The organism is Nitrospirota bacterium, assembly GCA_016212215.1.
Classification (GTDB): Bacteria; Nitrospirota; 9FT-COMBO-42-15; order HDB-SIOI813; family HDB-SIOI813; genus JACRGV01.
Genome location: JACRGV010000036.1, coordinates 21,095 through 45,573, shown reverse-complemented (window position 1 = coordinate 45,573; position 24,479 = coordinate 21,095). Strand labels below are relative to the sequence as shown.

26 protein-coding genes are annotated in these 24,479 nt (G+C 42.5%); 17 read left to right on the top strand and 9 right to left on the bottom strand.

Features of this window, described 5'->3' with window-relative positions; translation table 11 throughout:
• The first annotated feature begins 153 nt into the window (after window positions 1–153).
• From dcm to HZA08_03580, 4 genes are read left to right on the top strand one after another with little or no spacing between them, the layout of a single operon-like run.
• Window positions 154–1,233 carry a DNA (cytosine-5-)-methyltransferase gene (gene dcm, locus HZA08_03595; GenBank protein MBI5192513.1) on the top strand — a complete coding sequence of 360 codons (1,080 nt, stop codon included), beginning with the start codon at window positions 154–156 and terminating at the stop codon, window positions 1,231–1,233.
• Between the two features lie 19 nt (window positions 1,234–1,252).
• Complete coding sequence (locus HZA08_03590; protein ID MBI5192512.1) at window positions 1,253–2,209, top strand: hypothetical protein; 957 nt, start codon at window positions 1,253–1,255, stop codon at window positions 2,207–2,209.
• The gene (locus HZA08_03585) at window positions 2,136–2,882 is read left to right on the top strand and encodes a hypothetical protein (protein MBI5192511.1); all 747 of its coding nucleotides are present in this window, start codon (window positions 2,136–2,138) and stop codon (window positions 2,880–2,882) included. Before HZA08_03590 ends, HZA08_03585 begins: the two co-directional genes overlap by 74 nt.
• Complete coding sequence (locus tag HZA08_03580; GenBank protein ID MBI5192510.1) at window positions 2,851–3,255, top strand: very short patch repair endonuclease; 405 nt, start codon at window positions 2,851–2,853, stop codon at window positions 3,253–3,255. Before HZA08_03585 ends, HZA08_03580 begins: the two co-directional genes overlap by 32 nt.
• Before the next feature lie 442 nt (window positions 3,256–3,697).
• Here HZA08_03580 and HZA08_03575 read toward each other — a convergent pair whose 3' ends face one another.
• Together HZA08_03575 and HZA08_03570 are read right to left on the bottom strand one after the other, a co-directional pair.
• Entirely contained in the window at window positions 3,698–4,357 is a 660-nt protein-coding gene (locus tag HZA08_03575; GenBank protein ID MBI5192509.1) for a hypothetical protein, read from the bottom strand.
• 49 nt (window positions 4,358–4,406) lie between these two features.
• Entirely contained in the window at window positions 4,407–4,733 is a 327-nt protein-coding gene (locus HZA08_03570) for a hypothetical protein (protein ID MBI5192508.1), read from the bottom strand.
• A 143-nt stretch (window positions 4,734–4,876) separates the two neighbouring features.
• On the opposite strand from HZA08_03570, the gene HZA08_03565 reads away from it, so the two are divergent.
• The 4 genes from HZA08_03565 to nadB all read left to right on the top strand — a co-directional run bounded on the left by HZA08_03565 (window position 4,877) and on the right by nadB (window position 9,176).
• Complete coding sequence (locus HZA08_03565) at window positions 4,877–5,293, top strand: helix-turn-helix transcriptional regulator (protein ID MBI5192507.1); 417 nt, start codon at window positions 4,877–4,879, stop codon at window positions 5,291–5,293.
• Between the two features lie 11 nt (window positions 5,294–5,304).
• Window positions 5,305–6,204, top strand: a complete 900-nt coding sequence (locus HZA08_03560; GenBank protein ID MBI5192506.1) for an ImmA/IrrE family metallo-endopeptidase — start codon at window positions 5,305–5,307, stop codon at window positions 6,202–6,204.
• 618 nt (window positions 6,205–6,822) lie between these two features.
• A complete protein-coding gene (locus HZA08_03555; GenBank protein MBI5192505.1) occupies window positions 6,823–7,335 on the top strand; it encodes a hypothetical protein in 513 nt (170 codons plus the stop codon).
• A 167-nt stretch (window positions 7,336–7,502) separates the two neighbouring features.
• A complete protein-coding gene (gene nadB, locus HZA08_03550; GenBank protein ID MBI5192504.1) occupies window positions 7,503–9,176 on the top strand; it encodes an L-aspartate oxidase in 1,674 nt (557 codons plus the stop codon).
• Between the two features lie 46 nt (window positions 9,177–9,222).
• On the opposite strand, the gene HZA08_03545 is transcribed toward nadB, so the two are convergent.
• The 5 genes from HZA08_03545 to HZA08_03525 all read right to left on the bottom strand — a co-directional run bounded on the left by HZA08_03545 (window position 9,223) and on the right by HZA08_03525 (window position 16,662).
• The gene (locus HZA08_03545) at window positions 9,223–9,783 is read right to left on the bottom strand and encodes a lytic transglycosylase domain-containing protein (protein MBI5192503.1); all 561 of its coding nucleotides are present in this window, start codon (window positions 9,781–9,783) and stop codon (window positions 9,223–9,225) included.
• A 225-nt stretch (window positions 9,784–10,008) separates the two neighbouring features.
• Window positions 10,009–11,751, bottom strand: a complete 1,743-nt coding sequence (locus HZA08_03540; GenBank protein ID MBI5192502.1) for an Ig-like domain-containing protein — start codon at window positions 11,749–11,751, stop codon at window positions 10,009–10,011.
• Window positions 11,752–11,827: 76 nt separating this feature from the next.
• Window positions 11,828–12,892, bottom strand: a complete 1,065-nt coding sequence (tsaD, locus tag HZA08_03535) for a tRNA (adenosine(37)-N6)-threonylcarbamoyltransferase complex transferase subunit TsaD (protein ID MBI5192501.1) — start codon at window positions 12,890–12,892, stop codon at window positions 11,828–11,830.
• Between the two features lie 182 nt (window positions 12,893–13,074).
• Window positions 13,075–13,902, bottom strand: a complete 828-nt coding sequence (locus HZA08_03530) for a divergent polysaccharide deacetylase family protein (protein ID MBI5192500.1) — start codon at window positions 13,900–13,902, stop codon at window positions 13,075–13,077.
• A gap of 330 nt (window positions 13,903–14,232) precedes the next feature.
• A complete protein-coding gene (locus HZA08_03525; GenBank protein ID MBI5192499.1) occupies window positions 14,233–16,662 on the bottom strand; it encodes an ATP-dependent Clp protease ATP-binding subunit in 2,430 nt (809 codons plus the stop codon).
• A gap of 407 nt (window positions 16,663–17,069) precedes the next feature.
• Here HZA08_03525 and bioB point away from each other — a divergent pair, with 407 nt between their 5' ends.
• From bioB to HZA08_03510, 3 genes are read left to right on the top strand one after another with little or no spacing between them, the layout of a single operon-like run.
• Window positions 17,070–18,152, top strand: a complete 1,083-nt coding sequence (gene bioB, locus HZA08_03520; GenBank protein MBI5192498.1) for a biotin synthase BioB — start codon at window positions 17,070–17,072, stop codon at window positions 18,150–18,152.
• 7 nt (window positions 18,153–18,159) lie between these two features.
• Complete coding sequence (locus HZA08_03515; protein ID MBI5192497.1) at window positions 18,160–18,915, top strand: 6-carboxyhexanoate--CoA ligase; 756 nt, start codon at window positions 18,160–18,162, stop codon at window positions 18,913–18,915.
• Window positions 18,905–20,167, top strand: coding sequence for an 8-amino-7-oxononanoate synthase (locus HZA08_03510; protein MBI5192496.1), 1,263 nt, complete (start codon window positions 18,905–18,907; stop codon window positions 20,165–20,167). Before HZA08_03515 ends, HZA08_03510 begins: the two co-directional genes overlap by 11 nt.
• A gap of 27 nt (window positions 20,168–20,194) precedes the next feature.
• Here the strand turns inward: HZA08_03510 and HZA08_03505 are convergent, their stop codons facing one another.
• Entirely contained in the window at window positions 20,195–20,569 is a 375-nt protein-coding gene (locus tag HZA08_03505) for an ArsR family transcriptional regulator (GenBank protein ID MBI5192495.1), read from the bottom strand.
• Window positions 20,570–20,763: 194 nt separating this feature from the next.
• Window positions 20,764–21,024, bottom strand: coding sequence for a hypothetical protein (locus HZA08_03500; GenBank protein ID MBI5192494.1), 261 nt, complete (start codon window positions 21,022–21,024; stop codon window positions 20,764–20,766).
• Window positions 21,025–21,146: 122 nt separating this feature from the next.
• Here HZA08_03500 and HZA08_03495 point away from each other — a divergent pair, with 122 nt between their 5' ends.
• From HZA08_03495 to bioD, 6 genes are all read left to right on the top strand, one after another.
• Window positions 21,147–21,416: a DUF2442 domain-containing protein gene (locus tag HZA08_03495; protein ID MBI5192493.1), complete on the top strand. Its 270-nt coding sequence runs from the start codon at window positions 21,147–21,149 to the stop codon at window positions 21,414–21,416.
• Window positions 21,417–21,820: 404 nt separating this feature from the next.
• Complete coding sequence (locus HZA08_03490) at window positions 21,821–22,276, top strand: hypothetical protein (GenBank protein MBI5192492.1); 456 nt, start codon at window positions 21,821–21,823, stop codon at window positions 22,274–22,276.
• Between the two features lie 93 nt (window positions 22,277–22,369).
• Window positions 22,370–22,519 carry a hypothetical protein gene (locus HZA08_03485; protein ID MBI5192491.1) on the top strand — a complete coding sequence of 50 codons (150 nt, stop codon included), beginning with the start codon at window positions 22,370–22,372 and terminating at the stop codon, window positions 22,517–22,519.
• The gene (locus HZA08_03480) at window positions 22,519–23,244 is read left to right on the top strand and encodes an SDR family NAD(P)-dependent oxidoreductase (GenBank protein MBI5192490.1); all 726 of its coding nucleotides are present in this window, start codon (window positions 22,519–22,521) and stop codon (window positions 23,242–23,244) included. The genes HZA08_03485 and HZA08_03480 overlap by 1 nt, the downstream gene beginning before the upstream one ends.
• Before the next feature lie 235 nt (window positions 23,245–23,479).
• Entirely contained in the window at window positions 23,480–23,626 is a 147-nt protein-coding gene (locus HZA08_03475; GenBank protein MBI5192489.1) for a hypothetical protein, read from the top strand.
• 118 nt (window positions 23,627–23,744) lie between these two features.
• Window positions 23,745–24,440 carry a dethiobiotin synthase gene (gene bioD, locus HZA08_03470; GenBank protein ID MBI5192488.1) on the top strand — a complete coding sequence of 232 codons (696 nt, stop codon included), beginning with the start codon at window positions 23,745–23,747 and terminating at the stop codon, window positions 24,438–24,440.
• Window positions 24,441–24,479 lie beyond the last annotated feature (39 nt).

The window sequence follows — 24,479 nt, the reverse complement described above, 5'->3', positions numbered from 1 at the left end:
GAGACAATAAAAGGTGTTTATTTTTTATTGTAATTTTAAGCAGAAATAAATATTAAATATGATTCCTTTATTTCCTACTACTGATTTTAATAACATTTATATTCTGTTATTAACAAAATAGAGATTGACATTATGATTCAAGAGAAAAAACATATCGTTTTAAAATTAGGGGAGTTGTTCTCTGGGCCTGGCGGCCTCGCATTAGGGGCAATACACTCTAAAGTTGAAACTGCTGATATTATATATAGTATTCAACATGAATGGGCAAATGATTATAATTCAGATTCTTGTAAAACCTATATAAGGAACATCTGCCAAGACAGACCCTATTCTGTGATCTGCGAGGATGTACGCCATATAAATTTTTTGCATCTTTCACCAATAGATATTTTTGCTTACGGATTTCCATGTAATGATTTTAGTATTGTTGGTGAACAAAAAGGCTTCGATGGCATATTTGGCCCGCTATATACTTATGGTGTTAAAATATTGAACAATTTCAAGCCAAGAATTTTTGTTGCAGAAAATGTTGGCGGAATAACATCAGCAAATGAAGGAAGAGCTTTTGAGACAATTCTTAATGACTTGAAACAAGCTGGCAACGGATATAATATTACACCGCATTTGTATAAAGCAGAAGAATACGGGATTCCTCAAACCAGATGGAGACTTATTATTGTAGGCTTTGATAAGGATCTTAATTTATTTTTTAAAATACCAAAACCCACTACACAATCAAACCCAATGACAGCAAGAGAAGCATTAGAAAACCCTCCAATCCCCAGCGGCGCCCCTAATAATGATTTCACGTTACAGTCAAAAATAGTTATTGAGAGATTAAAGAATACAAAGCCATGGGAAAATGCATGGACTGCAGATTTACCGGCGCATTTACGCCTCAATGTTAAAGGTGCGAAGTTGAGTCAAATTTATCGGCGTTTACATCCAGACAAACCATCATACACCATTACCGGCAGCGGCGGGGGGGGTACTCATGGATATCACTACTACGAACCTCGTGCGCTTACAAATAGAGAGCGTGCAAGACTCCAATCGTTTCCTGATGATTTTGTGTTTGAAGGATCCAAGGAAAGTGTAAGAAAACAAATCGGGATGGCAGTCCCTCCTAAATTATCTGAAATAATATTCACATCTATTTTAAAAACATTAGCAAATATACAATATCCAAGTATTATATCAAACAACTTTGAGCAGTTGGAATTGGTTGGCTAATAATAACCGTGGGGGATTAATGACAAATCTTAGAGCTTTTGAATCTATTGAGAATGCGCTGAATGTTTCTAAAGAGGAAGCAAAAAAGATATTAGAAAAGGCCATAATAGGTCAAGAAACAACTGAGGAAGAATCAGGCGAATGGTTCGAACAGAGGTTTTTCCCAAATTGTGTTTTTATTGATGAAGACGGTTATACCAGAATGTGTATTGACGCGCTCAAAATTTTAAGTACCACTGCGGCAACAGACTATGGAGGGAGCCGCCAGAGGGATTTAGGACAATTATGGGCTGATATGACTAGAGGATATTTGGGCGAGCTTGCTTTCTTGCTTTATTTAGAAAAAAGGTGGAAGATTGACGCAAAGTTGGGCCATGAAGTTGGGCAACTGGAAGAATATTTACCAATGGATATTCATCAAATAAAGGAAGTTGCAGGAGAATATAGACCCCCCAAATTAAAAATTAGTGTAAAAACCACCAAGTGGAACGGTATTTGGCTTGATATTCCAGGCGACCAGTTTAATCACTCCGATATACATGTCTTGGTCAAAGTGGGAACAGGGAGAGATCACCTATTTGCATTCTTTAAAAAAATAAGTGTGTTCAGAGATAAGGTTTTAAAGAAGGGGGAAGAAATTGGTTGTTTAACAGGTAAAGAATCAGAATTACTCTTTGATAGTCTACCAAGTTTTAAACCAATACCTGCTTACATTTGTGGCTTTGTAATTCAAAATAAAAAGTATCAAGAATTGTCATATACTGGCAAGAAGGGCAAGAAGCATTATAAAATACTATCGTGGAATGGTCCTATCAATCCAGGAGATCTGGACATAATTAAAAATAGAGAAGGAGTAGAGGGTTCTGTTACGTTTGAAGGCATAGGAGAGTTTGCTCACGATAGTGGTTATTTATTCAATACTGGAAATCTTATTTGGAAGGAAGATGAGTGGAAAACACTTATCGATAGGATGTAGACTTACGCCTCATAAAGATGTTTCAATGATGAATAAATTCGATGTCTATACTGAAATATTATCAAAAAGAAAAAAATTTAATCAAGTAATTCATAAAATTGGTAGTCTGAACATTAACCTGCCTTACTGGACATCAATAGATGATGCAATTGTTTATTCTGTCATAGGCCAAATGCTATCAAACTCAGCATCAGCATCTATTATTTCTTTTTTACATAAACAAGTTGGAACTTCTCATGAAATTATTAATTGGGCTTCTAATACTTATATGCTATCCGGCCCTATTTATGGTGTTTCCCAACGAAAGCGCCGCGCACTATACGAGTGGAGGAAGTATATATCATTAAACAGTAACGCATGGATGAAGTGGGGCCAATTACCCATAGAAGAGTATAGAAAAGAGATCTCCAGTATATGGGGCTTTGGAAGATGGTCCGCAGATATGATCGGTATTTTTTATTTCGGTCGAATGGATGTCTGGCCTGAAAATGATACAGGGATAAAAAATGCGTGTAAAGTATTATTTGGTCATAATAATACTAAGAAAATTAAAAAATACGTTTGTAACTGTGAAACATTAGCAGCGCTTTATCTTTGGGAATTAATTAATAGAAAAATTCTGAAAGACTTTATTAACGATTATGGACAACTTAACAAAAGAGCAAAGACATAAAAACATGCAGAATATCCGTTCAGTTGGAACAAAGCCCGAACAGTTAATTGCTGTGGAACTTAAACGCAGGAAGATTTATTTTACATCCCATGTATCTAATATAGTGGGTAAACCTGATTTTGTTTTTCGCAGAAAGAAAGTTACTGTTTTTATTGATTCTGACTTTTGGCATGGACATAAGACAAGATGTATAATGCCAAAAACCAATGTTCTATATTGGTCTAATAAAATAGACAGCAATAGAAAAAGAGATCGCAAAGTTAATAGGCTATTAAAAAAAGAAGGCTGGAAAGTAGTGCGGCTGTGGGAATATGAGATTAAGAATAGCATAAACAAAAGCATAAGAAAAATATTAAGAGCTATTGACAGATAATCGTTTACTTAATCCCTCATTATCATTGTTATAAAAGAAAGCATTAGGTTCAATCAATTTAGGAAGATGCATACTGAAAACAATAAATTGCCTTTCAATATTTTGCATTTTGTATTGATTGCAATGATGTGCCCCGCAGTATGTGGGTAATTCGTTCAATATATTATGCTCAAAGTTCTCTTCTGATAATTAGGATAACAGTAGAGGCTCTTGCAAAAGTCGTCATTCCCGTGAAAACGGGAATCCAGAGGTTTTGCAACATATTGAAAAGAATGGATTCCCACTTTCGTGGGAATGACAAATTCCACTTTTTCAAGACTTTTGCAAGAGCCTCAGTATTATTCGCAAAATAGGCAACAGGCTGTTGCCCAATTTGTTATTGTGTATAAAAAAGGCATTCCAACTTTGTCACCAGTTCTTTTACCCAATACCAGAGTAATTCTTACTCCCCCACCGCAAATACCGCTGTATGCACCGCCTCGTCATTATATTCCAACACAAATCCTGCTGTGCCGGTCTCATCCCATCTGATGTCATTGCCGAGGCCGGGGGATTTGTGGAATGAGATGTTTTGGGGGGGGGTGATGGTGGAGAGCCAGTTTGTTATGAAATCTCTCGTGACGCCAAATCCCCCCTTGTCCCCCTTTTCTAAAGGGGGGATGATAGAGGCACCCATATTCCCCCCACCCTGCCCTCCCCCGCAAGGGGGGAGGGTGTTTGGATCAGGGGATACTTTTTCGTTGCTATCCAATCTCATATCTATCGCATCAAGGGCGTAGCTTTTGATCAATTTGGGCCAGGTTTGTTTGAAGGCTTCGGGGAGGCTCAGGGCTTCAAGGCCGATGATGTTTCCGTTAATCAGGGCAACGAAGCCGGTTTGGCCATCTGCTATTGAAAAGCCGTTGATGTAGGATTCGAGGTTTCCCTTCTGGTTATCGTAAATATCGGCCATCGCACTTGTCTTTGAATGAGTTCCAAATCTTGTATGGAGACACGCGACTTCTTCCCAAACATCTGATTGTCCGGCATTGAAGCCGCGGCCTGATTTAACTGACATGTATACCCTCTTTGCCTTTCTGCCTCTGTCGGTTGGTTTATACATCCGGTCTTTTGAGCAGAATGTCCTGCTCTTGTAGTGCCATCTCCCCTGCTCAACACAGCTTAGGGTCTGTCATGGCTGTTTCCGCGGGCACAAGTATGGACGCATTGAGTATCCTGTCCTGTTTTGCCCCTGCAAGCTCTTCACCGTCAAGCAGGAGTATTGGAATGTCTGCATCGTTTCTGAGCCATAGCTCTGCAAACCTGCCGGTGTCATTGACCTCGGTCACTGTGACTATGCCCTTCTTCAGGGCCTCGTCCAGCATAAGGTAATATGTTCCCGGCGCCTCCTCTCTGAATAATGGGAAAATCGTCAGATTCTCATAAGTCTGAGGTTCATTGACCCTGAATCCTTTAAAATAGGCTTGTACATCTTTCATCGTAAACTCTCCTTTCTTTTATTATGAACTAATAAGGTTATTTAGTTTAGCTTCCTAAACCTGCTTTGTCAAGCTTAACATTTTTCATTTTTTGTTTACAACACTGAACCATATATGCTACTGTGATTATGGAGGATTTACTGATGAAGTATCCAAAAGGTCATGTAGGTAAGAGGGTCGCCAACCTTCGGAAATTAAAGAACCTGACTCTCCCTGAGCTGGCTGAAAAGTCCGGGGTGTCCAAGGGGTATATCTCACAGCTTGAGAATGAAATCATCATAAGCCCGTCCGTTGATACCCTGAAGAAACTTGCTGATGCCATGGATGTCACTATTGCAGACATTCTTGAACTTCAGAAGGTTAACGCAATAAACATTCCTGAGATTAAGGATAAGACTCTGGAGGAGTTTCTTGAGGAACGGAGAAGGGGCGGCAATCCTGTGCCTGAAGATATTATCCGTGCCCTGACTCAGGTGAAGACAAGAAAAAAGGGGGCGATGAGCAAGGAGGACTGGGCTTATTTATGCGAGACGATTTACAGGGTAACCGGCGGTAAGTAAGGAGGGGGGAGTTGCGACTCAACAACCGCAGATGGAGACACCCTTCTGTAATCAGTCTTATAGAAGAATCTATGGCGTCCGGCGGATTGGACAATAATCCTGAGGCAATTATCCGGGAGAAGGCGAAAAGCCTTTTCCGGTATGCAGTAGATTGCGGATGGAGCGGCCCGCCTTTTGATCCTGCTATTCTTGCCGGACTGCTGGGCATAAAGATTATCCCTGCAGAAATACATCTTGAAGCAGATGCCATGATTTATCCTGCCGGTGACGGCTCTATGAACATCCTGTTAAATACATCTGTTCAACTCCCTGAGCGCCGGAACTTCTCTATCTGCCATGAGATTGCACATACCTTTTTCCCTGACCATTCCGGATTTATTCAGATGAGGTCAAAAAAAACTGACAACATAGATCCGAATAGAGAGGTGGAAACGCTGTGTGATATTGCGGCCTCCGAACTTCTGCTACCCGGGGACTATTTCCTTGATAATCTGAGGCAGTACGGCATTTCTATGAGGGCAGTACCGCAATTATCAGAATTGTTCAGGGCATCCAAAACCGCCACAATTATTAAGATGACCGGCAGTGGGTTGAAGGTATGTGCCGCAGTATTTCTTGAGGAGGGTTTCAGGAAATCTGAAAATCCACTCCGTGATGGAGCAGTTCCGAAAATGAGGGTTCTTTATACCATCACCTCACCTGGGTTCAGATACTTCATTCACCGCAACAAATCTGTACCTGATAATTCGTCTGTTTACCGTACGATTGAGACAAACGAGATTACAAGCGGAACTGAGGACTGGGATATACCAGCCAATCCTGTTTATTTAGTTGAGGCAATGAATCTGCCGCCAATGGGAAATGATGATAAGAAAAAAAGGGCTGTGGCTTTGTTATTCCCGGCAGGTTAACTAATGCATAAGATCAATGCCGGCAAGGAATTCATGAACCGGCAGCATCTGCATTGTCCTTGTAGATTTTTTCCTCTTCAGCAAATATACAAGCTGGATTGGTTTTACGTCTTTCAGGAATGCATGAAACTTATAAAGTGATTTTGAAAATTCATCATCACTTTCCTTTACCTCGATTATTAGCGATGGCTATTATCAATGAGTGTCAGGAAATCCACCTCATTCTTATCCTTGTCCCTAAGATAGTGGAGTGCAACTTTACTCCCTGTCGTATCCTCCATGAAGTGAATCTCCCCCTCGTTTCATAGTCTCAAGCCTTGCAGAACCAGTAATCAACAGGTTAGGCTCTGCCCCTTAGGTATCAAATATCCCTTTAATCCATGACTTCCACCCTTTCATCTTAAGGAGTTCATCAAAGATAACGAGATCAACATCCCTCTGCCATTCAGTCTTGCTGATAAACCTGCGGAAGAATAAAATATCTATAAGACATAATCTGCAATAACTGCCGGTAAAGCTCTCTGTCCTGCTTTATCTACCCTCCTTCCCAAAGGTCTTCTTGACTACAGTATAACTTCCATGTTAGTTTTGTTACCCACAATAAGGATGGTGATATATATGGCACATAAGAAAAAATCTGATGTTTATCTGCAAGCTGTTCCAACGGCTATAATTGTCTTTATGCTGATTGTTATACTCCCCGTAATCACACTGACCGGGTGCGGCGGAAAGACAATATTATCAGAAGATGCTGTGAAGACGAGAAATATTCATGATTATGTTTTTAAGCTAAAAAAGCTGTATGAAGAACACGATGAACGTCTGACCTCTATGTTTTCCCGGGAATATTTTCCAAAAGAATTTAATGATGCAATCCTCAATGATTTTTCAAGCTTTAATAGTATGTCTCTGACGCTATTTGTTGACAGGATACAGTTTAACAAAGGCAATGCAGATGTTACCATACACTGGAACGGCACATGGAAAGATAATAAAACAGATAACGGGAAAACATTGATTGAAGGCGGCAGTATGGTTCTCCTAATCCAATACGAAGACTCCATCAAAATAACCGGAATTAAAGGTAACAGCCCTTTCGGCATATCTAAAAAAGCGAACAGTAAGCAGTGAAGGCAGGTTTTATCTGCTCACTGCTTACTCGAAAGGATTTTCGGATGAACCGTCATGAGCGGGGCGCTCACAAAGGGCCATGAAAATCAGCGGGACAAGAAAGTCCCACCTATCCTCGTAGATATGGATAGGCGGGGTTTTCTTACCCCGCCGGAAGGGTTTTTCAGATGAAAACAGATTTCCTTATCATAGGCAGTGGTATAGCCGGTCTGAGGACTGCGATTGAGCTTAGCATTCACGGGAAAGTCCTCATAGTTACAAAAGACAGGTCAATTGAGAGCAGTTCAAGTTATGCACAGGGCGGCATTGCTGTTGTCACCGGTGAAGACGACACATCTCATTTTCATATCGAAGATACCCTCAAGGCAGGATACGGTCTGTGTAAAAAGCAGGCGGTAAAAGCGCTTGTTGAGGAGGGGCCGGAGTTAGTAAGCCAGATAATCGAATGGGGAGTAAGGTTTGATAAGAGTGACGGTAAATATCTCGCAGGACTTGAAGGCGCTCATAGTAGACGACGGATATTGCACTTCAAAGATTCTACCGGCGAAGAAATTGTAAAGGTACTGAGGTCAAAGGCCCTTGAGAGTAATCATATCTCCAAACTCTCAAAACATTTTATCGTAGACCTGATAATAAGAGATGGTACATGCAAAGGGGCCATACTCTTAAATGAAAATAGCGGTGAGATATTCCCTGTTGCTGCAAAGGCTGTAATCATTGCAACAGGCGGGGCCGGGCAGATTTTTTTACGAACGTCAAATCCATCAGGAGCTACAGGTGATGGTATTGCCGCTGCATACAGGAGCGGTGCTGTGCTTGAAGACATGGAGTTCGTACAGTTTCACCCAACATCCTTTGCTCTGAAAGGCGCCCCATCCTTCCTCATAACAGAGGCATTACGTGGGGAAGGTGCACTTCTTAGAAATGTCAAAAAGAAACGTTTTATGCCTGCATATCACCCCCTTGCTGAACTTGCACCACGTGATGAAGTCTCACGATCCATAATTTACGAGATGAAGAAAACCAATTCAGACTTTGTACTATTGGATGCAACCCGTATAAAATCTTCATTACTTAGAGAACGGTTCCCAACGGCGTGGAATGCATGTAAGCAATATGGGATTGATATTACAAAGGATATGATACCTGTAAGTCCTGCTGCTCACTTTATTATAGGCGGAATCAAGACAGATATATGGGGACGTACATCTGTTCCCGGCCTTTTTGCAGCAGGTGAAGCTGCATGTACAGGCGTTCACGGGGCAAACAGGCTTGCATCCAATTCTCTGCTGGAAGGACTTGTATTCGGCAAAAGAACCGGTATATCAGCGTTAGGTTATTCAGGGGGTATCAGAATAAACAGGGAGATACGGATAAAAGACAGCGACTTTAGACTCAGTAAGGGGCATAAAAATCAGCGGGACAAGAATGTCCCACCTATCCTCAATTTATTATTCACGGATGGGGGGCCATCACCATTTGCAGATAGGCGGGGTTTTCTAACCCCGCCGGAAAAATTTTCGAGTGAAACCGTCAAAGAAGAACTAAAAAAGACAATGTGGCAAAATGTCGGAATAATCCGTTCAGAATCAACATTAAAGCAGGCATTAAAAGATATAATCTGCCTCCTCTCTTCTTTTGAAATTCATGGATTCACAAGAAAGGAATTAGAGGCTGTGAATATGCTGAATACTGCAATGGCGATCACTTTATCAGCCTTAAAGCGGAAAGAGAGTGTCGGTACAAATTTCCGTGAAGATTTCCCGGAGTGGAGCGGAAAGGTAAAACACTTTAGTCTGAAGGTTGATAGGCTGAAGACTGAAGGTAAAGCGGCAGGCTGAAGGCTGTCTTCCTTCAGCCTAAACACCTTCAGCCTATATACCTAACTTATTCCACCATATACTTCCTGTAAGTAGTCTTTACCTTGCCGATGTATTGATGTGTGGCAGGTATTGGCGGAACACCGGTATTCTGTATCACCCGCATAATTCCGGCATGATATGCTGCAAGGGCAAGGTCTACATCCCAACTAAAATAGTCCAGCAGGTATCTCAGGTATTTCGTCCCTCCGTCAACATTCGCATCAGGATTAAAAGAATCAAATACCCCAAGTTCATTGGCTGTCATAGGCATCAATTGCATCAGCCCCCTCGCCCCTTTTTCTGATATGGCATTGGGATTGAAGTCGGACTCTACGGCTATGACTGCCTTTACAAGGGCCGGGTCAAGCCCGTACTTGTAAGACTTCGTCTCTATTAATTTATTAAATTCAGATTTCTTTATACCATTATCCGATTTTAGAGAAAGATAGGATGGGACACGTTTTTCAATCTTTGGAGGAATAATCATCTTATACTGAGGGTCTGTAGGTACATTGGAAAAATGTACGGTCCCGTTTTCATCTTCATAAGTATATATCTCCGCCTTTACAGATTGAGGGCTTAACATGATTATTACTATGCAGAGATATGAAAGGAAAAGCAATGTAGAAAATAATGATAATTTCACTCGAAAATCCTCGTAGCCACCCTCCCCCTAACCCCCTCCCATCAAGGGAGGGGGAATATTCTATGGACCCTCTCCCCTGGCGGGAGAGGGTCCGGGTGAGGGGGCTTTGTTTTTATCTTGCTTCTTGCCTCTTACTTCTAATTTCTTACTTCTATTCACCCGTGCTTACTGTGAGAGGTAATAAACTTCATTATGCCTGTTTACCGGGTTTTCTGTATCCCCGCTTGCACCGCCGGTTACATAAATATTTCCGGAAACAATATCGGCAACAGCCGCATGGTGGAATAGTGGTACAGGTAATGAGGGGAGTGGTTGTCCATAGTTCACAAGTTCGAGGTCTCCAGCGTCATTAACAAAATACTGGTAAACATCCGGGAACTTATTGTAAGGATGAGTACATACCTGATCTTTACCCGGTGTCCCTTGTTGGCATACTTCAACTCCATCCCTTCCACCTAACACAAAAACATATCTGCCTAAACTTACAGCCGCGTGGTCTATTAAGGGAACAGGAAGATTATTTGATGCATAGCTCCATGGCCCCGGGATGCCGTCAACGGCTATCTTTGAAAAAAGAATCTCATTATGAAATAACTGTGCACCAAGGTCGCCGCTATTACCTCCAATAACATAGAGATAATACTCTCCATTTACATTAACTGCAACCGTGGCATGTTTGCTGAGATTATATGGAAGATCAAAGCCGGTCTGATTTATCCATCCTGTTATACTCCCATCAATATTTATTTTCCCAATCAATATAGTATTCACATTCTTTTTGAGGGTTGCATTCCACCCTCCTGTTACATAAATATACCCGTTTACAACAGTTGCAGAATGGGCAAAAAGGCCGGCCTTAGCCTGCAAGTCCGGTGTCAACTCAGGTAACTGAAGTGGAGCTGTCTCTTGCCATGTGCCGATTGTCCCGTCAGGATTTATGCTTGCAAAATATACTTTCTCGTTCAGAACAGTGTCATCCGGGCCATGTGTATATGTATTCGGGTCCGGATTCACGCAAGCAGGGTCCAATAATGGATTACAAAGGGGATTGGGGAGAACGCAAGAGGGGTCTGTAAAATTACATGGGGGCGGGAATTGAACAATCCCGCCTATAATGTACATGAAACCGTTATACGCAAGAAGTGAGTGCCCCCTCAGGTAGACCGGCATCTTGCCGGCCACACTAAAGCCGCCTACTGACCCGTCTGTATTTACTTTTGCAAAATAAACCTTATTAGTAAACCCACAATCCTGATAATCTGTATCACCGCCGCATGCTGAATTTCCACCGGAAACATATAAATAACCATTCCATAAAACTGAGGCGTGGTCCCACATGGTACGTGTAATAGTTGAAGCATTCTTAACCCAGACTTTGTCCTGAACCGGAGATGGAAATACTGTGATCAAAACACTATCAGTAATAATGGTTCCATCGGGCATGGTTAAATTAGCAGTTACTATTGCACTCCCTGGAGACACACCTGCAATATTCCCATTATTATCCACTGCAACTACATTTGTATTTTCAGAAGTCCATGCAACTCTTACATTTTCATAACTATTTCCTGATATATCCTGAGCCTTAACTGAAAATTGGGTAGTTGTCCCAATATCAAGTGCCATACTCTTTTTTACGGGCAATGCATCACTCACTGAATTAGAAGTGTCTGATGCCGAACTTCCTCCTGTAGAGTTCCCTGACCACAATGTACCGGCCGAAGGTGAATTTATCTCAATCATCACAACATCATTAACATGAACCCCATAATCAGGATAGAATCCCTGTGACTCACCGGAACTGTTTACTTTACTCCCGCATCCGGTAAAGAGCAGCGCAAAAAAAAGGCTGTAAAGTATATGATATTTTAGAAATCTTGGGTTCAACCAATAATCTCCATTGCTCACCCCCACCCTACCCCCTCAAGGGGGAGGGAATAAACTTTCGCTTAGCTCTTATATCTTACTTCTTGCTTCTAACTTCTTACTTCCTACCTCTAACCTCTTCTCCACGCCCTATCTTGCTGTCCGCATCAGGATTCAACTTCATGTCTGCGAATTTCCCTTTCTTAAAATACCGGTTACCAATCCATGCTATCATTGCCGCATTATCAGTACAAAACTCAGGTTCAGGTATATAAACCTTTATACCCTCCCGAACGCCTGCCTCCTTCATCTTTTCTCTCAATAGCTTATTGCAAGCCACACCGCCTGATAACACGAGCCTCTTAATGCCTGTCTTCTGAACTGCGGCAAGACTCTTGTGCACCAGGACATCCACTACTGCATTCTGGAAACTTGCGGCAATATCAGACCTTAGCTGCTCCTCACTGTTTAAGATTTCAGGTATATCATCAACATGGGCATACTTATACCTGCTCTTTACATAACTTAACACTGCAGTTTTCATGCCACTGAAACTAAAATCAAAACCGTCTTTTTTTAACAATGGCCTTGGAAATTGTATTGACCCTGCATCCCCTGATTCAGCACGCTTCTCAATCGCAGGCCCTCCGGGATAGCCTAGACCTAATATCTTTGAGACCTTATCAAATGCCTCTCCTGCTGCATCATCAAGTGTGCTTCCAAGCAACTTGTATGTGCCGATATCCTCGACGATATAAAGATTTGTGTGTCCACCAGAGACAACAAGTGCGATAAATGGACGCTGAACCCTGTGTTTAAGGCATATTGCCCATAAGTGGCCTTCCAGATGGTTAACACTTATTAGCGGGATGTTTAAGGAGTATGAAAGGGACTTTGCAAAGGAAATACCAACAAGAAGCGCACCAATCAAACCAGGCCCTGATGTTACCGCAACTGCATCCAGGTCGCTTAATTTAATGCCGGCCTTTTCTATTGCCTCATTAACAATAGGATAAATAACTTCTATGTGCCTGCGGCAGGCAAGCTCAGGGACAATGCCCCCGTATTTATTGTGTATTTCATATTGATAACCAATTATACTCGATAAAATCTGCCGGCCATCTTTCAGTACTGAAGCGGCGGTCTCATCACATGAAGATTCTATGCCAAGGATGTAACTCATTCTAAAATCCCCATAGCTCACCCTCCCCCTAACCCACTCCCGTCAAGGGAGGGGGAATAATCTAAGCACCCTCTCCCCTGGCGGGAGAGCTGCAATTAAATTCCTACCAAATTCCTCCCACCTCCTTTGTGGGGGGAGGCAGGAGGGGGGCTCCGGGTGAGGGGGTCTTATTATCATCCCACTTAATTCACCACTTCAGACACCGGGACCAAATCAATCCCTTCTTTTTCAAAAGCAGAAAGCCTTGCCCTGAGTGCCTTCAATGTCTCTATCCGTGGATGACCTATAACAGTAGCCTCACCCTTCTTTTTAGCCAATTTGATTGCTATATCTATCTGTCCCTTAATGTAGTCTACATCAGCATTATTATCAAGAAAAACATCACGCCTCCCGCTCTTGATCCCCATGCCCTTTGCAATCTCAAACGCCTTTGAGTTAGGAGTAGTTTTACTGTCAAGGAAATACAAACCTTTATTACGCAGGCCTCCAAGTACAATATTCATTGCATGGCTGTCTTCTGTGAGAAGCGAACCCATGTGGTTATTAACACCTGCAATATTGGGGACTGCACGTATATCCTTTGAAAGCTGACTAAGCATTTCATCTCTGGACATATTGTGCAGGATTACCCATTTGCCTGGATTTACTAATCTGCTTTGTGGTTCCATCGGCAGATGAAGCATTACCTCATATTTCAGATGGCTTGCACCCCGTGCAATATTTGCAGAATACCTTTCCCCCGGAAGAACAGAAAATGTTAGCGGTATCCCAAGTTCAACAAACTCTCTGTAAATTTTTTTATCATAACCTAGGTCATCAATCACAATCGCAATCCTTGCATTATTATGATGAGGCGGCAGAGCTTCGGGAACACTCTCCGGCTGCGGCGTCTCTATTCGCTCCTGTTTCTGCACAAGTACCGGCTTGCTGACCGGCCTGTTTCTATAAATCAGAAATAATACAGCAGCCGTAATGATAATCAAGGCTATTATTAAAATGAATTTTTTCACTCGAAAATCCCCACCGGCGGGGTAAGAAAACCCCACCTATCCATTTCTATGAGGATAGGCGGGAGATTCCTGTCCCGCTGATTTCTCACCCTCCCCCTACCCCCCTCCCGTCAAGGGAGGGGGAATAGCTTAGCACCCTCCCCTTGAAGGAAAGGAAATGTTGGAGTTTCCTCACATTACCTATTAACTAATACCTAAAAACAAAAAAAAGGCTGTCAAAGCTTAACAGATTTACAATCCTGCCACAAGCCTTGACAACCTCTAATCTTGCCTCTTGCCTCTAACTTCTATCTTTTTCCTTCTTACTTCTTACTTCTAACCTCTGCCTATTCAGACCTCTGCCAGCACCTCTTCCTCTATAAAATCCGGTCTGCCGTCTCGAAGCACGCTTTTTATCCTTTTTGACTCCTTAAACCGTCCCTTAATTATTTCCTCTGAGAGCGGGTCTTCAATATACTTCTGGATTGCACGCCTCATAGGACGTGCCCCGTACATGTGCTGATAGCCCTCATTTATAATCCATTCCTTAACCTCTGTTGTTACCTCAAGGTGCATATCGCTGATTGTAAGACGCTCGTTTACCTCATCTAAAAGAATGTCAACGATCTTTATAAGATGTTCCTTGTTAAGCGGATGGAATACCACAATCTCATCAATACGGTTCAGGAACTCAGGATTGAAAACATTCTTCAGCTCTGTAGTAATTGAGCCTTTCATCTTTTTTATCTGGGTCTCTTCAGACGGTGTCTGGAAACCTAATGCCGCACCTTTTTCAATAACCCTTGCACCAATATTTGATGTCATTATTATTATCGTATTTCTGAAGTCTACCTTGCGTCCCAGACTGTCTGTAAGGCATCCATCCTCAAATACCTGTAAGAGCATATTAAACATATCAGGATGGGCCTTTTCTATCTCATCAAAAAGTATTACAGAGTAAGGTCTCCTTCTGACTTTCTCTGTTAACTGACCGCCCTCCTCATGTCCTACATATCCCGGAGGCGCTCCCATCAGCCTTGACGAGCTGAACTTCTCCATATACTCCGACATATCTATCTTTATAAGGGCATCCTCATTATCAAAGAGATATTCAGCAAGGGCCTTGGCAAGCTCTGTCTTTCCAACACCTGTCGGACCGAGGAAGATAAACGAGCCAATCGGCCTCTTCACACCCTTTAATCCGGCACGTGAACGTCTGATTGCCCTTGCAATAACGGATATTGCCTCATCCTGTCCTACAATCCTCTTATGAAGTTCTTCTTCAATCATAAGCAGTCTTTGTGTCTCACCCTCTTCAAGCTTTATCAGAGGAATTCCAGTCATTTTTGAAACAATAAATGCTATCTCTTCCTTGCCGACAACAGGCCTTGACTTATCAAGCTGATTACGCCAGTCACGCTTTGCATCATCAATCATATCCCTGAGCTTTTCCTCTTCTTCCCTGAACCTTGCAACAGCCTCATACCTCTGCATCCTGCTTACTACCTCTTTCTCACGCAGGACATTCTTTAATTCCTGTTCAACTGCACGGATCTTTTCCGGTACAAAATGGGAGACTAATTTAGCACGTGAACCGGCCTCATCAATCACATCAATCGCCTTATCCGGAAGGAACCTGTCTGTAATATACCTGTCAGACAAGCGGACAGCCTCTTCAATAGCCTCATCAACTATATAAACATTGTGGTGGTCTTCATATCTCTTACGAAGCCCCTTTATAATCTCTACAGTTTCATCTGAAGTGGTTGGACTAACATAGATAGGCTGGAATCTCCGTTTTAGGGCACCGTCTTTCTCAATGTATTTTCTGTACTCATCGAGGGTTGTTGCACCTATGCACTGTATCTCCCCTCTTGCAAATGCAGGCTTCAGCATATTGGATGCATCTATTGAACCTTCAGCAGCACCGGCGCCTACAAGGGTATGGAGTTCGTCAATAAATATAATAATATTGCCGGCTGTAGTAATCTCTTTCATTATTACCTTTAACCGCTCTTCAAACTGTCCTCTGTACTTTGTTCCGGCAACGAGTGCCCCAAGGTCAAGTGCAACCACCCTCTTATTCAGAAGGTTATCAGGTACCTCAAGGTTTACAATCTTCTGGGCAAGCCCCTCAACAATTGCAGTCTTGCCGACACCGGCCTCGCCTATCAAAACCGGATTATTCTTAGTACGCCTGCTTAATATCTGTAGTACACGTTCAATCTCATTATCGCGGCCGATAACAGGGTCAAGCTGGCCTTCAACAGCAAGTGCTGTAAGGTCTCTGCCGAATTCGTCAATCGCCGGTGTGTTGCTCTTTTTCTCACGCTCCCTTGTCTGAACCCGCTTGAGGAAGCTGAGGGTAAGCTGTCTTGCGGTAAGCAGATTAGCACCAAGGCTTCTAAGTATCTTTCCACCGATACCATCTTCTTCCCTGATAAGACCGAGGAGCAGGTGTTCACTGCTTACAAAGTTATGCCCTAATAGTTTCGCCTCTTCAATTGCATACTCTATTACCTTTTTAACACGGGGGGTAAACGGGATCTCACCATAAGTCATGGTAACGCCGCCGGACGGGAGATTCCTTTCTACCTCCATACGAATCTGCTCAGGGGAAAGTCCCATCTTTTTCAGGACTATAAGAGGAGCCCCTTCACCATCTCTCAGGATTGCAAGGAGAACGTGTTCTGTGCCGAGATAGTCGTTCTGATGCCTTTCAGCCTCTTCCCTTGCCAAAATAATTATCTTTCTTCCCCTATCCGTAAACCGTTCAAACATTTGAACCTCCCCAGTTTAAAGTTATTATAACTACTGGATTTATTTTAATATTATCGTAGTTTAAATCTCAAAGTCAAGCTAAGGGTCTGTCATAAAATAACCTATACATTTATGCATCTCATCTTCCGGCCATCTTTGTGTGCTCCTCAATCGCAACCCCTCATCGTAGACTCAACTACGCTTTCGGGTTTGCTCAATCGGTCGCACTCAAACCTGACCGAAATCTTAGCGCCTAAATGCACAAGTTATTTTATGACAGACCCTTACCTTTCTGTAGATTTTTGACCTCATTGTCAACCACTAAGTATGTAACCATGTTGACAATCAAATTCAATTGTAATAACATCTTTCCCTGATAAGTTGCAAGTTTAATGCCCAACATTTATTGATTTTTTCATACGGACTTTATGACAAACATTATCGCCCATATTGGAGAGAATGTCTTATTAAATAAGGGGATCACACGTGATGAGGCTTTAAGCATCCTCAACCTTGAATATAAATATCTGCCGCACCTCATGTCATGGACTGACCGAGTCCGTCAAACTTTTAACGGAAATACGGTAAACATCTGCTCTGTAATCAATGCCCGATCAGGAGGATGTCCAGAAGACTGTTCCTTTTGTTCACAGTCTGTATATTCCTCTGCTGATATAACTTCATATCCCCTCCTTCCAATTGACACGGTTATAGAAGGGGCACGGACGGCTAAGGCAAATGGTGCAACAAAATTCTGTCTGGCAACAAGCGGAAACGGTATAGGCAGTAAAAAAGAACTTGATAAGATATGTGAATTTATATCACGGATAACTAATGAAGTCGGCATCAATGTCTGTGCTACCCTCGGCAGTATGACTAAGGATGAGATGACTGCACTGAAATCAGCCGGATTAGCAAGATTTCATCATAACCTTGAGACAGCAGAGGCATTCTTCCCGGAGGTATGCACAACCCATACTTATAAGGACAGGATAGAACAGGTCCGGCTTGCAAAGAACCTCGGGCTTTCAATATGCAGCGGAGGGATATTTGGCATCGGGGAGACGATTGAACACAGGGTTGACCTTGCCCTTGCAATCAGGGAACTGGATGTTGACTCAGTGCCGATAAATTTCCTTATGCCAATTCAAGGAAATCCTATATCTAATGAAAAATCCATGAGCGGGGTGCTCCCAAAGGATGATAAAAATCCCCCTCTTTTTTCAAGGGGGGGCATGGGGGGGTCATTTTCGAATGGCAAGAACATCACTCCTTGGGACGCACTCAGAATAATCGCACTCTTCAGATTCGTAATGCCTGATAAGGAAATCAGGATATGCGGAGGAAGGACTACTGCCCTGCGTGAACTCCATCCATTTATATTTTCATGCGGCGCAAATGGGATGATGATCGGTAATTACCTTACAAATGGCGGAAGGGAACCGGGCAAAGACCTTCAAATGCTCAGTGATTTAGGTCTTAAGATTGAGACACTCACATCAGTTATATAGTGTCCGGATGCGGGCATCCTCAAATAATATTCATGTAACCGGCTCAGAACGGATATTGGATGAGGCCAATCTTGCAAATGTATTTAACGAATTAGTCTGCCGGGCATTATCATCTCACATTAAGCCGGATAGTATATCTATAAATGTTGAAAAGATTGAGCATGATGCAATCTGTTATGCAGAATCCCTTGATATTAAGACTGTGAAATCTCCCACCACTGAATCTGCAGAAAAAGATGCGAAAAAGCTTCTGGAGGCTAATGGCATAAAAACAGAGATAATCAATCAAGCATTTAATCTCCTCAGGATCGGCCCGGCTGCCGGGGGAAGCAACATGCGCGGTGCAATCATTATGGACATTGACACTGGAAAGAGAATCGAGCCTGATACAAAAAGAGGGGTAAGGGTCTCAAGGATTGATTACACTGATGCGGCGAGGAAAAGCATCGAAAAGGCTTTGTTGATGCATGACATCTTTCATCATCGGGTTATTGATGCGGTTGCCATTGCAACAAAGGTTTGCAGGAGGGAAGAGACTATTGCAGAACTCTGCTGGTCTGATAATCCGGATTATACAACAGGGTATGTTGCCTCCGAAAAAAGCGGCTATGTACGCATCACAAACATGAAGGAAAAAGGTTCATCAAGAGGCGGACGGGTCTTCTTTGTAAATCCTGAAGGCTTATCACTTAACGATTATATAAACTATCTGGAAAGACAGCCAGTTATCATAAATAAGATTGGAACGGTGTATGGGTCTTAAAGAGTTACTTGATGAATTAGACGATGACTTGCAATCCATGAAGGGTCAGTCCTTATTCAGAAACCTCAGGCGGATAGATTCTCCTCAATCTGACAAAGTCACTGTTGACGGCAGGCAATACATTTCTCTCTGCTCAAACAACTACCTCGGACTTGCAAATCACAAGGTATTAAAAGATGCGTCTGTTACTGCCATAGAAACTTATGGAACCAGCGCCTCTGCATCAAGGCTCATGTCAGGAAATATGGGATTACATGAACAATTGGAAAGAGTCACGGCCGCATTCAAACAAACAGAAGATGTACTTGTTTTCAACACCGGCTATATGGCAAATACAGGAATAATCCAGGCACTAGCCTCAGACACGGATGCAATATTCAGCGATGAGTTAAACCATGCAAGCATAATTGACGGATGCAGGCTGAGCAGGGCAAAAGTCTTTATATATAAACATAGAAATACAGAACACCTCCGTTCATTATTATTAGACGCCTCTGGCTACAGAAGGAGGATTATTATAACTGAAAGTGTGTTCAGTATGGATGGGGACATTGCCCCTTTGACTGAAATTAATAGTATCGCAATGAACTATGATGCGGTACTGATAGTAGATGATGCCCATGCCACAGGGGTCATTGGGAAAAACGGGAGAGGCTCATCAGAACATTACCCTCACCTTAATCCTCTCCCTGAGGGAGAGGAAAATTCCCTCCCCTTCAAGGGGAGGGTTAGGGTGGGGATGGGGTTGTTTTCAAGTGAAAGCCAATTCATCACAATGGGCACCTACAGCAAGGCATTAGGCTCCTTCGGAGCCTATATTGCCGGCCCTGCAATCATCAAAAAATACCTGATCAACAAGGCACGGCCCTTCATTTATACAACTGCATTACCACCCTCAGTCTTAGCAGCATCCATCGCCGCAATAAATCTGATCCAGAAAGATAACTCCATGCTGAATAATTTATGGAAAAATACAATGCTCTTCAGGGAAAAGATTAAACGCCTCGGCTTTAACACCATGAACAGCGAAACCCCCATCATCCCAATACTGATAGGCAGTGCCGAATATACTATAAAATTTTCAGAACGCCTATTTCAGGAAGGAATCTTCGCCTCAGCCATACGCCCCCCCACAGTGCCGGATGGCAGTTGCAGAATCAGGACAACCATCACAGCCGGTCATAGTATAGAAGATATTGAATATTGTATTGGAGTGTTTGAAAAGGTGGGGAAAGAATTGCGGGCTATATGAAGTGAGGTTTGATGTCTGCTGTCAAAATCAGACTGCTATTTTTACCAGAATCTCATTGTAGGGGATGGAGGGTACAATCTTTTCCCTGCCTTCTTTTACCCTTTTAAGCTCAATGAACCCCATGTCAGAAAGATACACAACATCATCATAAGTATTCTTGATGTCACGTCCTAAGATTTTGGCAAGTTCATAAATTGAATTTGGATTTTTATGTTTAATTGTCTTTAAAATCCTGAGCCGTTCCTTTGTGAGTATTTTTTGCATGGTATCAATATCTGCAAAAGAAATACCCTTGTGTTTCTTTACCTTATCTCCCTTTTCGATAGCCTCCATTACCCCTTTTGCCTCTTCAAGTATCTCTTCAAGGGATTTTATCCTTATAGTAATATTCTTAATCTTCATTTTTGTCCCCCCTAATATCATAATAAAAATCTGAAAATAGCTTAGGGTCTGTTCAGAAATAACCTATACTTTTATACATCTCATCTTCCGGCCATCTTTGGGTGCTCCTCAATCGCAACCCCTTGACGTAGTCTCCACTACGCCTTCGGGCTTACTCAATCAGTCGCACCCAAACCTGACCGAAATCTGAGCGTTTAAAAGCACAGTTTACTCCTGAACAGACCCTTATCCAGACCCTCAAACCTGTATGATTCTTCGATGTCTCCATAATGCCGGTGATCTCCTTTACCTTCGGCATTATCATATCCGACTATGCGTTTACCTTCCCTGATATGTACCAACGAATATTTATATCCGTGAGGCTTATCCTGGCTTTTTGAAACTGACCATATTTTAATCTCGACAACCTCATTCCCCTCTATTCTTTTTTCATGATAAATCAAATCTGCCTTCATATTGGTTATTCTATACCATATATAAAGCAAATATGTCAACACCCAAAAAAAGTGCTGTTGTTTTTTGGTCTTGACTCTACGTGGGTAAATCCTTTACATTATCGACAAAGGGAAAATAAATTATGGAATGTATTTCAATTTTAGAAGCAAGGTATGTTAGAGACTATCGGATATTTCTAAGATTTAACACAGGTGAAACAGGAGAAGTAGATCTCCAGGATATTGTATATAAATATCAAACAGCGGAACCATTGCGTAATCCTGAAGTTTTTGCGCGTTTTCATCTTGATTCATGGCCTACTCTTGTGTGGGATTGCGGTTTTGATGTTGATCCTGAGTCACTTTATTTCAGAGCCACCGGTAAATCGCTATGGGAATCTAAAACACCCTGAGAAACGCCTCGACCTTGCATTCTCCGTTCGCCAAGTCTTGACGTGACTTTTCCGAAAATACCCTTCTGTCATCCCCGAATGCCTCTATCGGGGATATAGTTTGTCTAAAAATAGATGCCCGATTAAAAACTTCGGGAATGACAAGATTATGGAGCCTTATTTCCATGCCCTTTATAGGCCCCAGTTCATGACGGCTCATCCGATGAAAAGCAATGTATCATTTGATCCAGTCAATGTAAGTTCGTTCGGTATGGATGGAGTAATGGTGCAGGCACATCATGCTCCTGACTTGGTCAAGATTTTTTGGTTTTTGGTCTTGACTCTACATGTGTAAAACCTTTACAGTATCATTAATAATATCGGGGCAGATTTGCCATGCATCATACTATGCTTGGGCCTTAATTATGAAACCAGTGGTTCAAATAGAACGTACAGGTTGCGGTATCGCGAGCGTTGCCGCTATTGCCGGTCTTTCGTACCCAAAGACAAAATCGATCGCAAATTCTCTGGGCATCTTCGCCCACAACCAGAGCTTATGGTCAGAAACTTCGCATGTACGAAAACTACTGACCTACTTCAAAATTAAAACTGGTTCTCGTGAAATTCCGTTTCATTCATGGGAAGCCCTACCAGATATAGCTCTCTTGTCAATCAAGTGGCATATTGAGAAGGGCCAGCCATATTGGCATTGGGTAGTGTTCGTTCGCGAAAACGGGCATGCCTACGTACTGGACTCAAAGAAGAGCCTGTGTACAAATATCAGAAAAGACTTTGGGCGCATGAAACCGAAGTGGTATATCCCAGTCACAGATACCCCACAACATCATCAAGCAGACGCACCAGATGCAGCCCACCGCTGAAGGCAGGCGTTAGATTAAATGAAGAAATAGGGAAACGTTATCTTTATGCGACAAACTGTTATACTGAATGAACAATAAAAGGAGGACTGAGTAATGATAAACATATCCATACCAGACTCAGTTGAAGCGGCAATGAAGCTGCCGGAGAAAGAGAAACAGCGGGAACTGCTGATAGCCTTCCAGAGCATTGACGGATTGGATATGATAATAGTCGCGTTACTTGAACATAAAAAAACAAAATAATGAATAAGGTGGTTCTCATTACTGGTGCATCACGCGGGCTTGGACGGCTGCTGGCCTTACGATTTGCTGAGGCAGGATGCCGTGTGGTTATAAACTATCTGAAAAGCAAAGAAGCCGCTGTGGAGACTGCGGATGAAATTATAAATAAAGGTGGGGAGGCTGTTGTTTGTTATGCTGACGTTGGATGTGCAGATGATGTAAACTCAATGATTGAATCAATAGTACAAAGGTGGGGGGCTATTGGTATTCTTATTAATAATGCAGGTAAGTCGCGGGATAATCTCCTGATGAATGTTAAGACAGATGAATGGGAGGATGTATTGAGAACAAACCTTACCGGTACATTCAATACAATGAGGGCAGCGGCGGATGTAATGATAAAAAATGGGACGGGTCATATAATCAATATCTCTTCATACAGCGGTATTAAAGGCAGGGCAGGTCAATCTGCTTATGCAGCATCCAAGGCAGGACTGATTGGCCTAACAAAATCAGCAGCTCTGGAACTAGGTAGCTACGGTATACAGGTGAATGCAGTTATACCTGGCTTTTTGAATACAGACATGACAGCAGATTTGACTGAACCCATTAGAGGAAATATTATCTCCTCTAATATATTACAAAGAGAGCAGGACATGGAAGAAGTTGCTGATTTCATATATAACCTTTCTACGATGAAAAACGTATCCGGACAGGTGTTCAATCTGGACAGCAGGATAGTATAGCAGTGAGCAATGAGCAGAAGTAAGAAGCAAGAAGATAGAAGCAAGAAAAAGGGCATGAGCCTTCGGCTCACAAAGGATGATGAAAATAAGGCCCCCTTACCCGGTGCCCCCCTCCTGCCTCCCCCCGCAAGGGAGGGGGGAGGAGTTTGGTAGGAATTTAATTGCAGCTCTCCCGCCAGGGGAGGGGGATGCTAAGCTTTTCCCCCTCCCTTGACGGGAGGGGGTTAGGAGGAGGGTGAGCTATGGTGATTTTCGGATGAACCCTCATGAGCGAGGGTTCACAAAGGGCCATGAAAATCAGCGGGACAAGAAAGTCCCGCCTATCCTAGTAGAAATGAATAGGCGGGGTTTTCTTACCCCGCCGGAAGGGATTTTTGGATGAACTCCTATGAACATAGGGTTCCAAAGGACCATGAAAATCAGCGGGACAGGAATGTCCCGCCTATCCTCGTAGAAATGAATAGGCGGGGTTTTCCAACCCCGCCGGAGGTGATTTTCGGATGAACGGCATCTTTATCACAGCTACAGACACCGGAGTCGGCAAGACATTTGTAAGTGCAGGCATTGCATCCGCATTAAAGAATAGCGGGATAAATACAGGTATCATGAAACCCGTTCATACGGGCTGCATAATAAAAAAAGGGAGGCTTATCCCTGAAGATACTCTTTACCTTATGAAGGCCGCATCTGTTGATGACCCGATAGAACTTGTCACACCGTATATGTTCAGAGAACCTGTCGCACCCTCTGTAGCCGCTGAGATATCAGGCACCCCTATAGACATTAGAAAGATAATAAAAGCATATAAGGTATTATGCAGGCAACATGAATATATGATTGTTGAAGGAATAGGCGGCATCATGGTCCCCATAATAAGGTATTTTTATGTGGCGGACCTTATAAAAAAACTTGGCCTGCCTGCACTCATCATAACAAGGCCTGACCTCGGAACTATAAATCACACGCTGCTTACAATTAACTACATGAAAAATAAAAATATTCAAATCAAAGGGATAGTCATAAATCATGCGGGAAAAGGGGGAAAGACACTTGCAGAAAAAACCTGCGTCGAAACTATAGAGAAGTATTCAGAGATACCTGTAATAGGAATAATCCCATTTATATCAGGCAATAACCCGCTTAATCACAAATCTTTTCAAAGACTCTCCGATACCCTATTGAGACCGCTCTTGTAACTATCGTTACTTTCTATTAAAATAAGCTCGTCAAAAGAA

What these genes read in the sequence shown, in the direction of transcription:
- nadB (MBI5192504.1), top strand. Translation starts at nt 7,503, where the DNA reads ATGAAAACAGATTTCCTTATCATAGGCAGTGGTATAGCCGGTCTGAGG.
- HZA08_03485 (MBI5192491.1), top strand. Translation starts at nt 22,370, where the DNA reads ATGATAAACATATCCATACCAGACTCAGTTGAAGCGGCAATGAAGCTG.
- HZA08_03545 (MBI5192503.1), bottom strand. Translation starts at nt 9,783, where the DNA reads ATGTTAAGCCCTCAATCTGTAAAGGCGGAGATATATACTTATGAAGAT.
- bioD (MBI5192488.1), top strand. Translation starts at nt 23,745, where the DNA reads ATGAACGGCATCTTTATCACAGCTACAGACACCGGAGTCGGCAAGACA.
- HZA08_03570 (MBI5192508.1), bottom strand. Translation starts at nt 4,733, where the DNA reads ATGAAAGATGTACAAGCCTATTTTAAAGGATTCAGGGTCAATGAACCT.
- HZA08_03580 (MBI5192510.1), top strand. Translation starts at nt 2,851, where the DNA reads ATGGACAACTTAACAAAAGAGCAAAGACATAAAAACATGCAGAATATC.
- HZA08_03500 (MBI5192494.1), bottom strand. Translation starts at nt 21,024, where the DNA reads ATGAAGGCAGATTTGATTTATCATGAAAAAAGAATAGAGGGGAATGAG.
- HZA08_03515 (MBI5192497.1), top strand. Translation starts at nt 18,160, where the DNA reads ATGCGGGCATCCTCAAATAATATTCATGTAACCGGCTCAGAACGGATA.
- tsaD (MBI5192501.1), bottom strand. Translation starts at nt 12,892, where the DNA reads ATGAGTTACATCCTTGGCATAGAATCTTCATGTGATGAGACCGCCGCT.
- HZA08_03590 (MBI5192512.1), top strand. Translation starts at nt 1,253, where the DNA reads ATGACAAATCTTAGAGCTTTTGAATCTATTGAGAATGCGCTGAATGTT.
- HZA08_03575 (MBI5192509.1), bottom strand. Translation starts at nt 4,357, where the DNA reads ATGTATAAACCAACCGACAGAGGCAGAAAGGCAAAGAGGGTATACATG.
- HZA08_03495 (MBI5192493.1), top strand. Translation starts at nt 21,147, where the DNA reads ATGGAATGTATTTCAATTTTAGAAGCAAGGTATGTTAGAGACTATCGG.
- HZA08_03555 (MBI5192505.1), top strand. Translation starts at nt 6,823, where the DNA reads ATGGCACATAAGAAAAAATCTGATGTTTATCTGCAAGCTGTTCCAACG.
- bioB (MBI5192498.1), top strand. Translation starts at nt 17,070, where the DNA reads ATGACAAACATTATCGCCCATATTGGAGAGAATGTCTTATTAAATAAG.
- HZA08_03525 (MBI5192499.1), bottom strand. Translation starts at nt 16,662, where the DNA reads ATGTTTGAACGGTTTACGGATAGGGGAAGAAAGATAATTATTTTGGCA.
- HZA08_03490 (MBI5192492.1), top strand. Translation starts at nt 21,821, where the DNA reads ATGAAACCAGTGGTTCAAATAGAACGTACAGGTTGCGGTATCGCGAGC.
- HZA08_03565 (MBI5192507.1), top strand. Translation starts at nt 4,877, where the DNA reads ATGAAGTATCCAAAAGGTCATGTAGGTAAGAGGGTCGCCAACCTTCGG.
- HZA08_03480 (MBI5192490.1), top strand. Translation starts at nt 22,519, where the DNA reads ATGAATAAGGTGGTTCTCATTACTGGTGCATCACGCGGGCTTGGACGG.
- HZA08_03505 (MBI5192495.1), bottom strand. Translation starts at nt 20,569, where the DNA reads ATGAAGATTAAGAATATTACTATAAGGATAAAATCCCTTGAAGAGATA.
- HZA08_03510 (MBI5192496.1), top strand. Translation starts at nt 18,905, where the DNA reads ATGGGTCTTAAAGAGTTACTTGATGAATTAGACGATGACTTGCAATCC.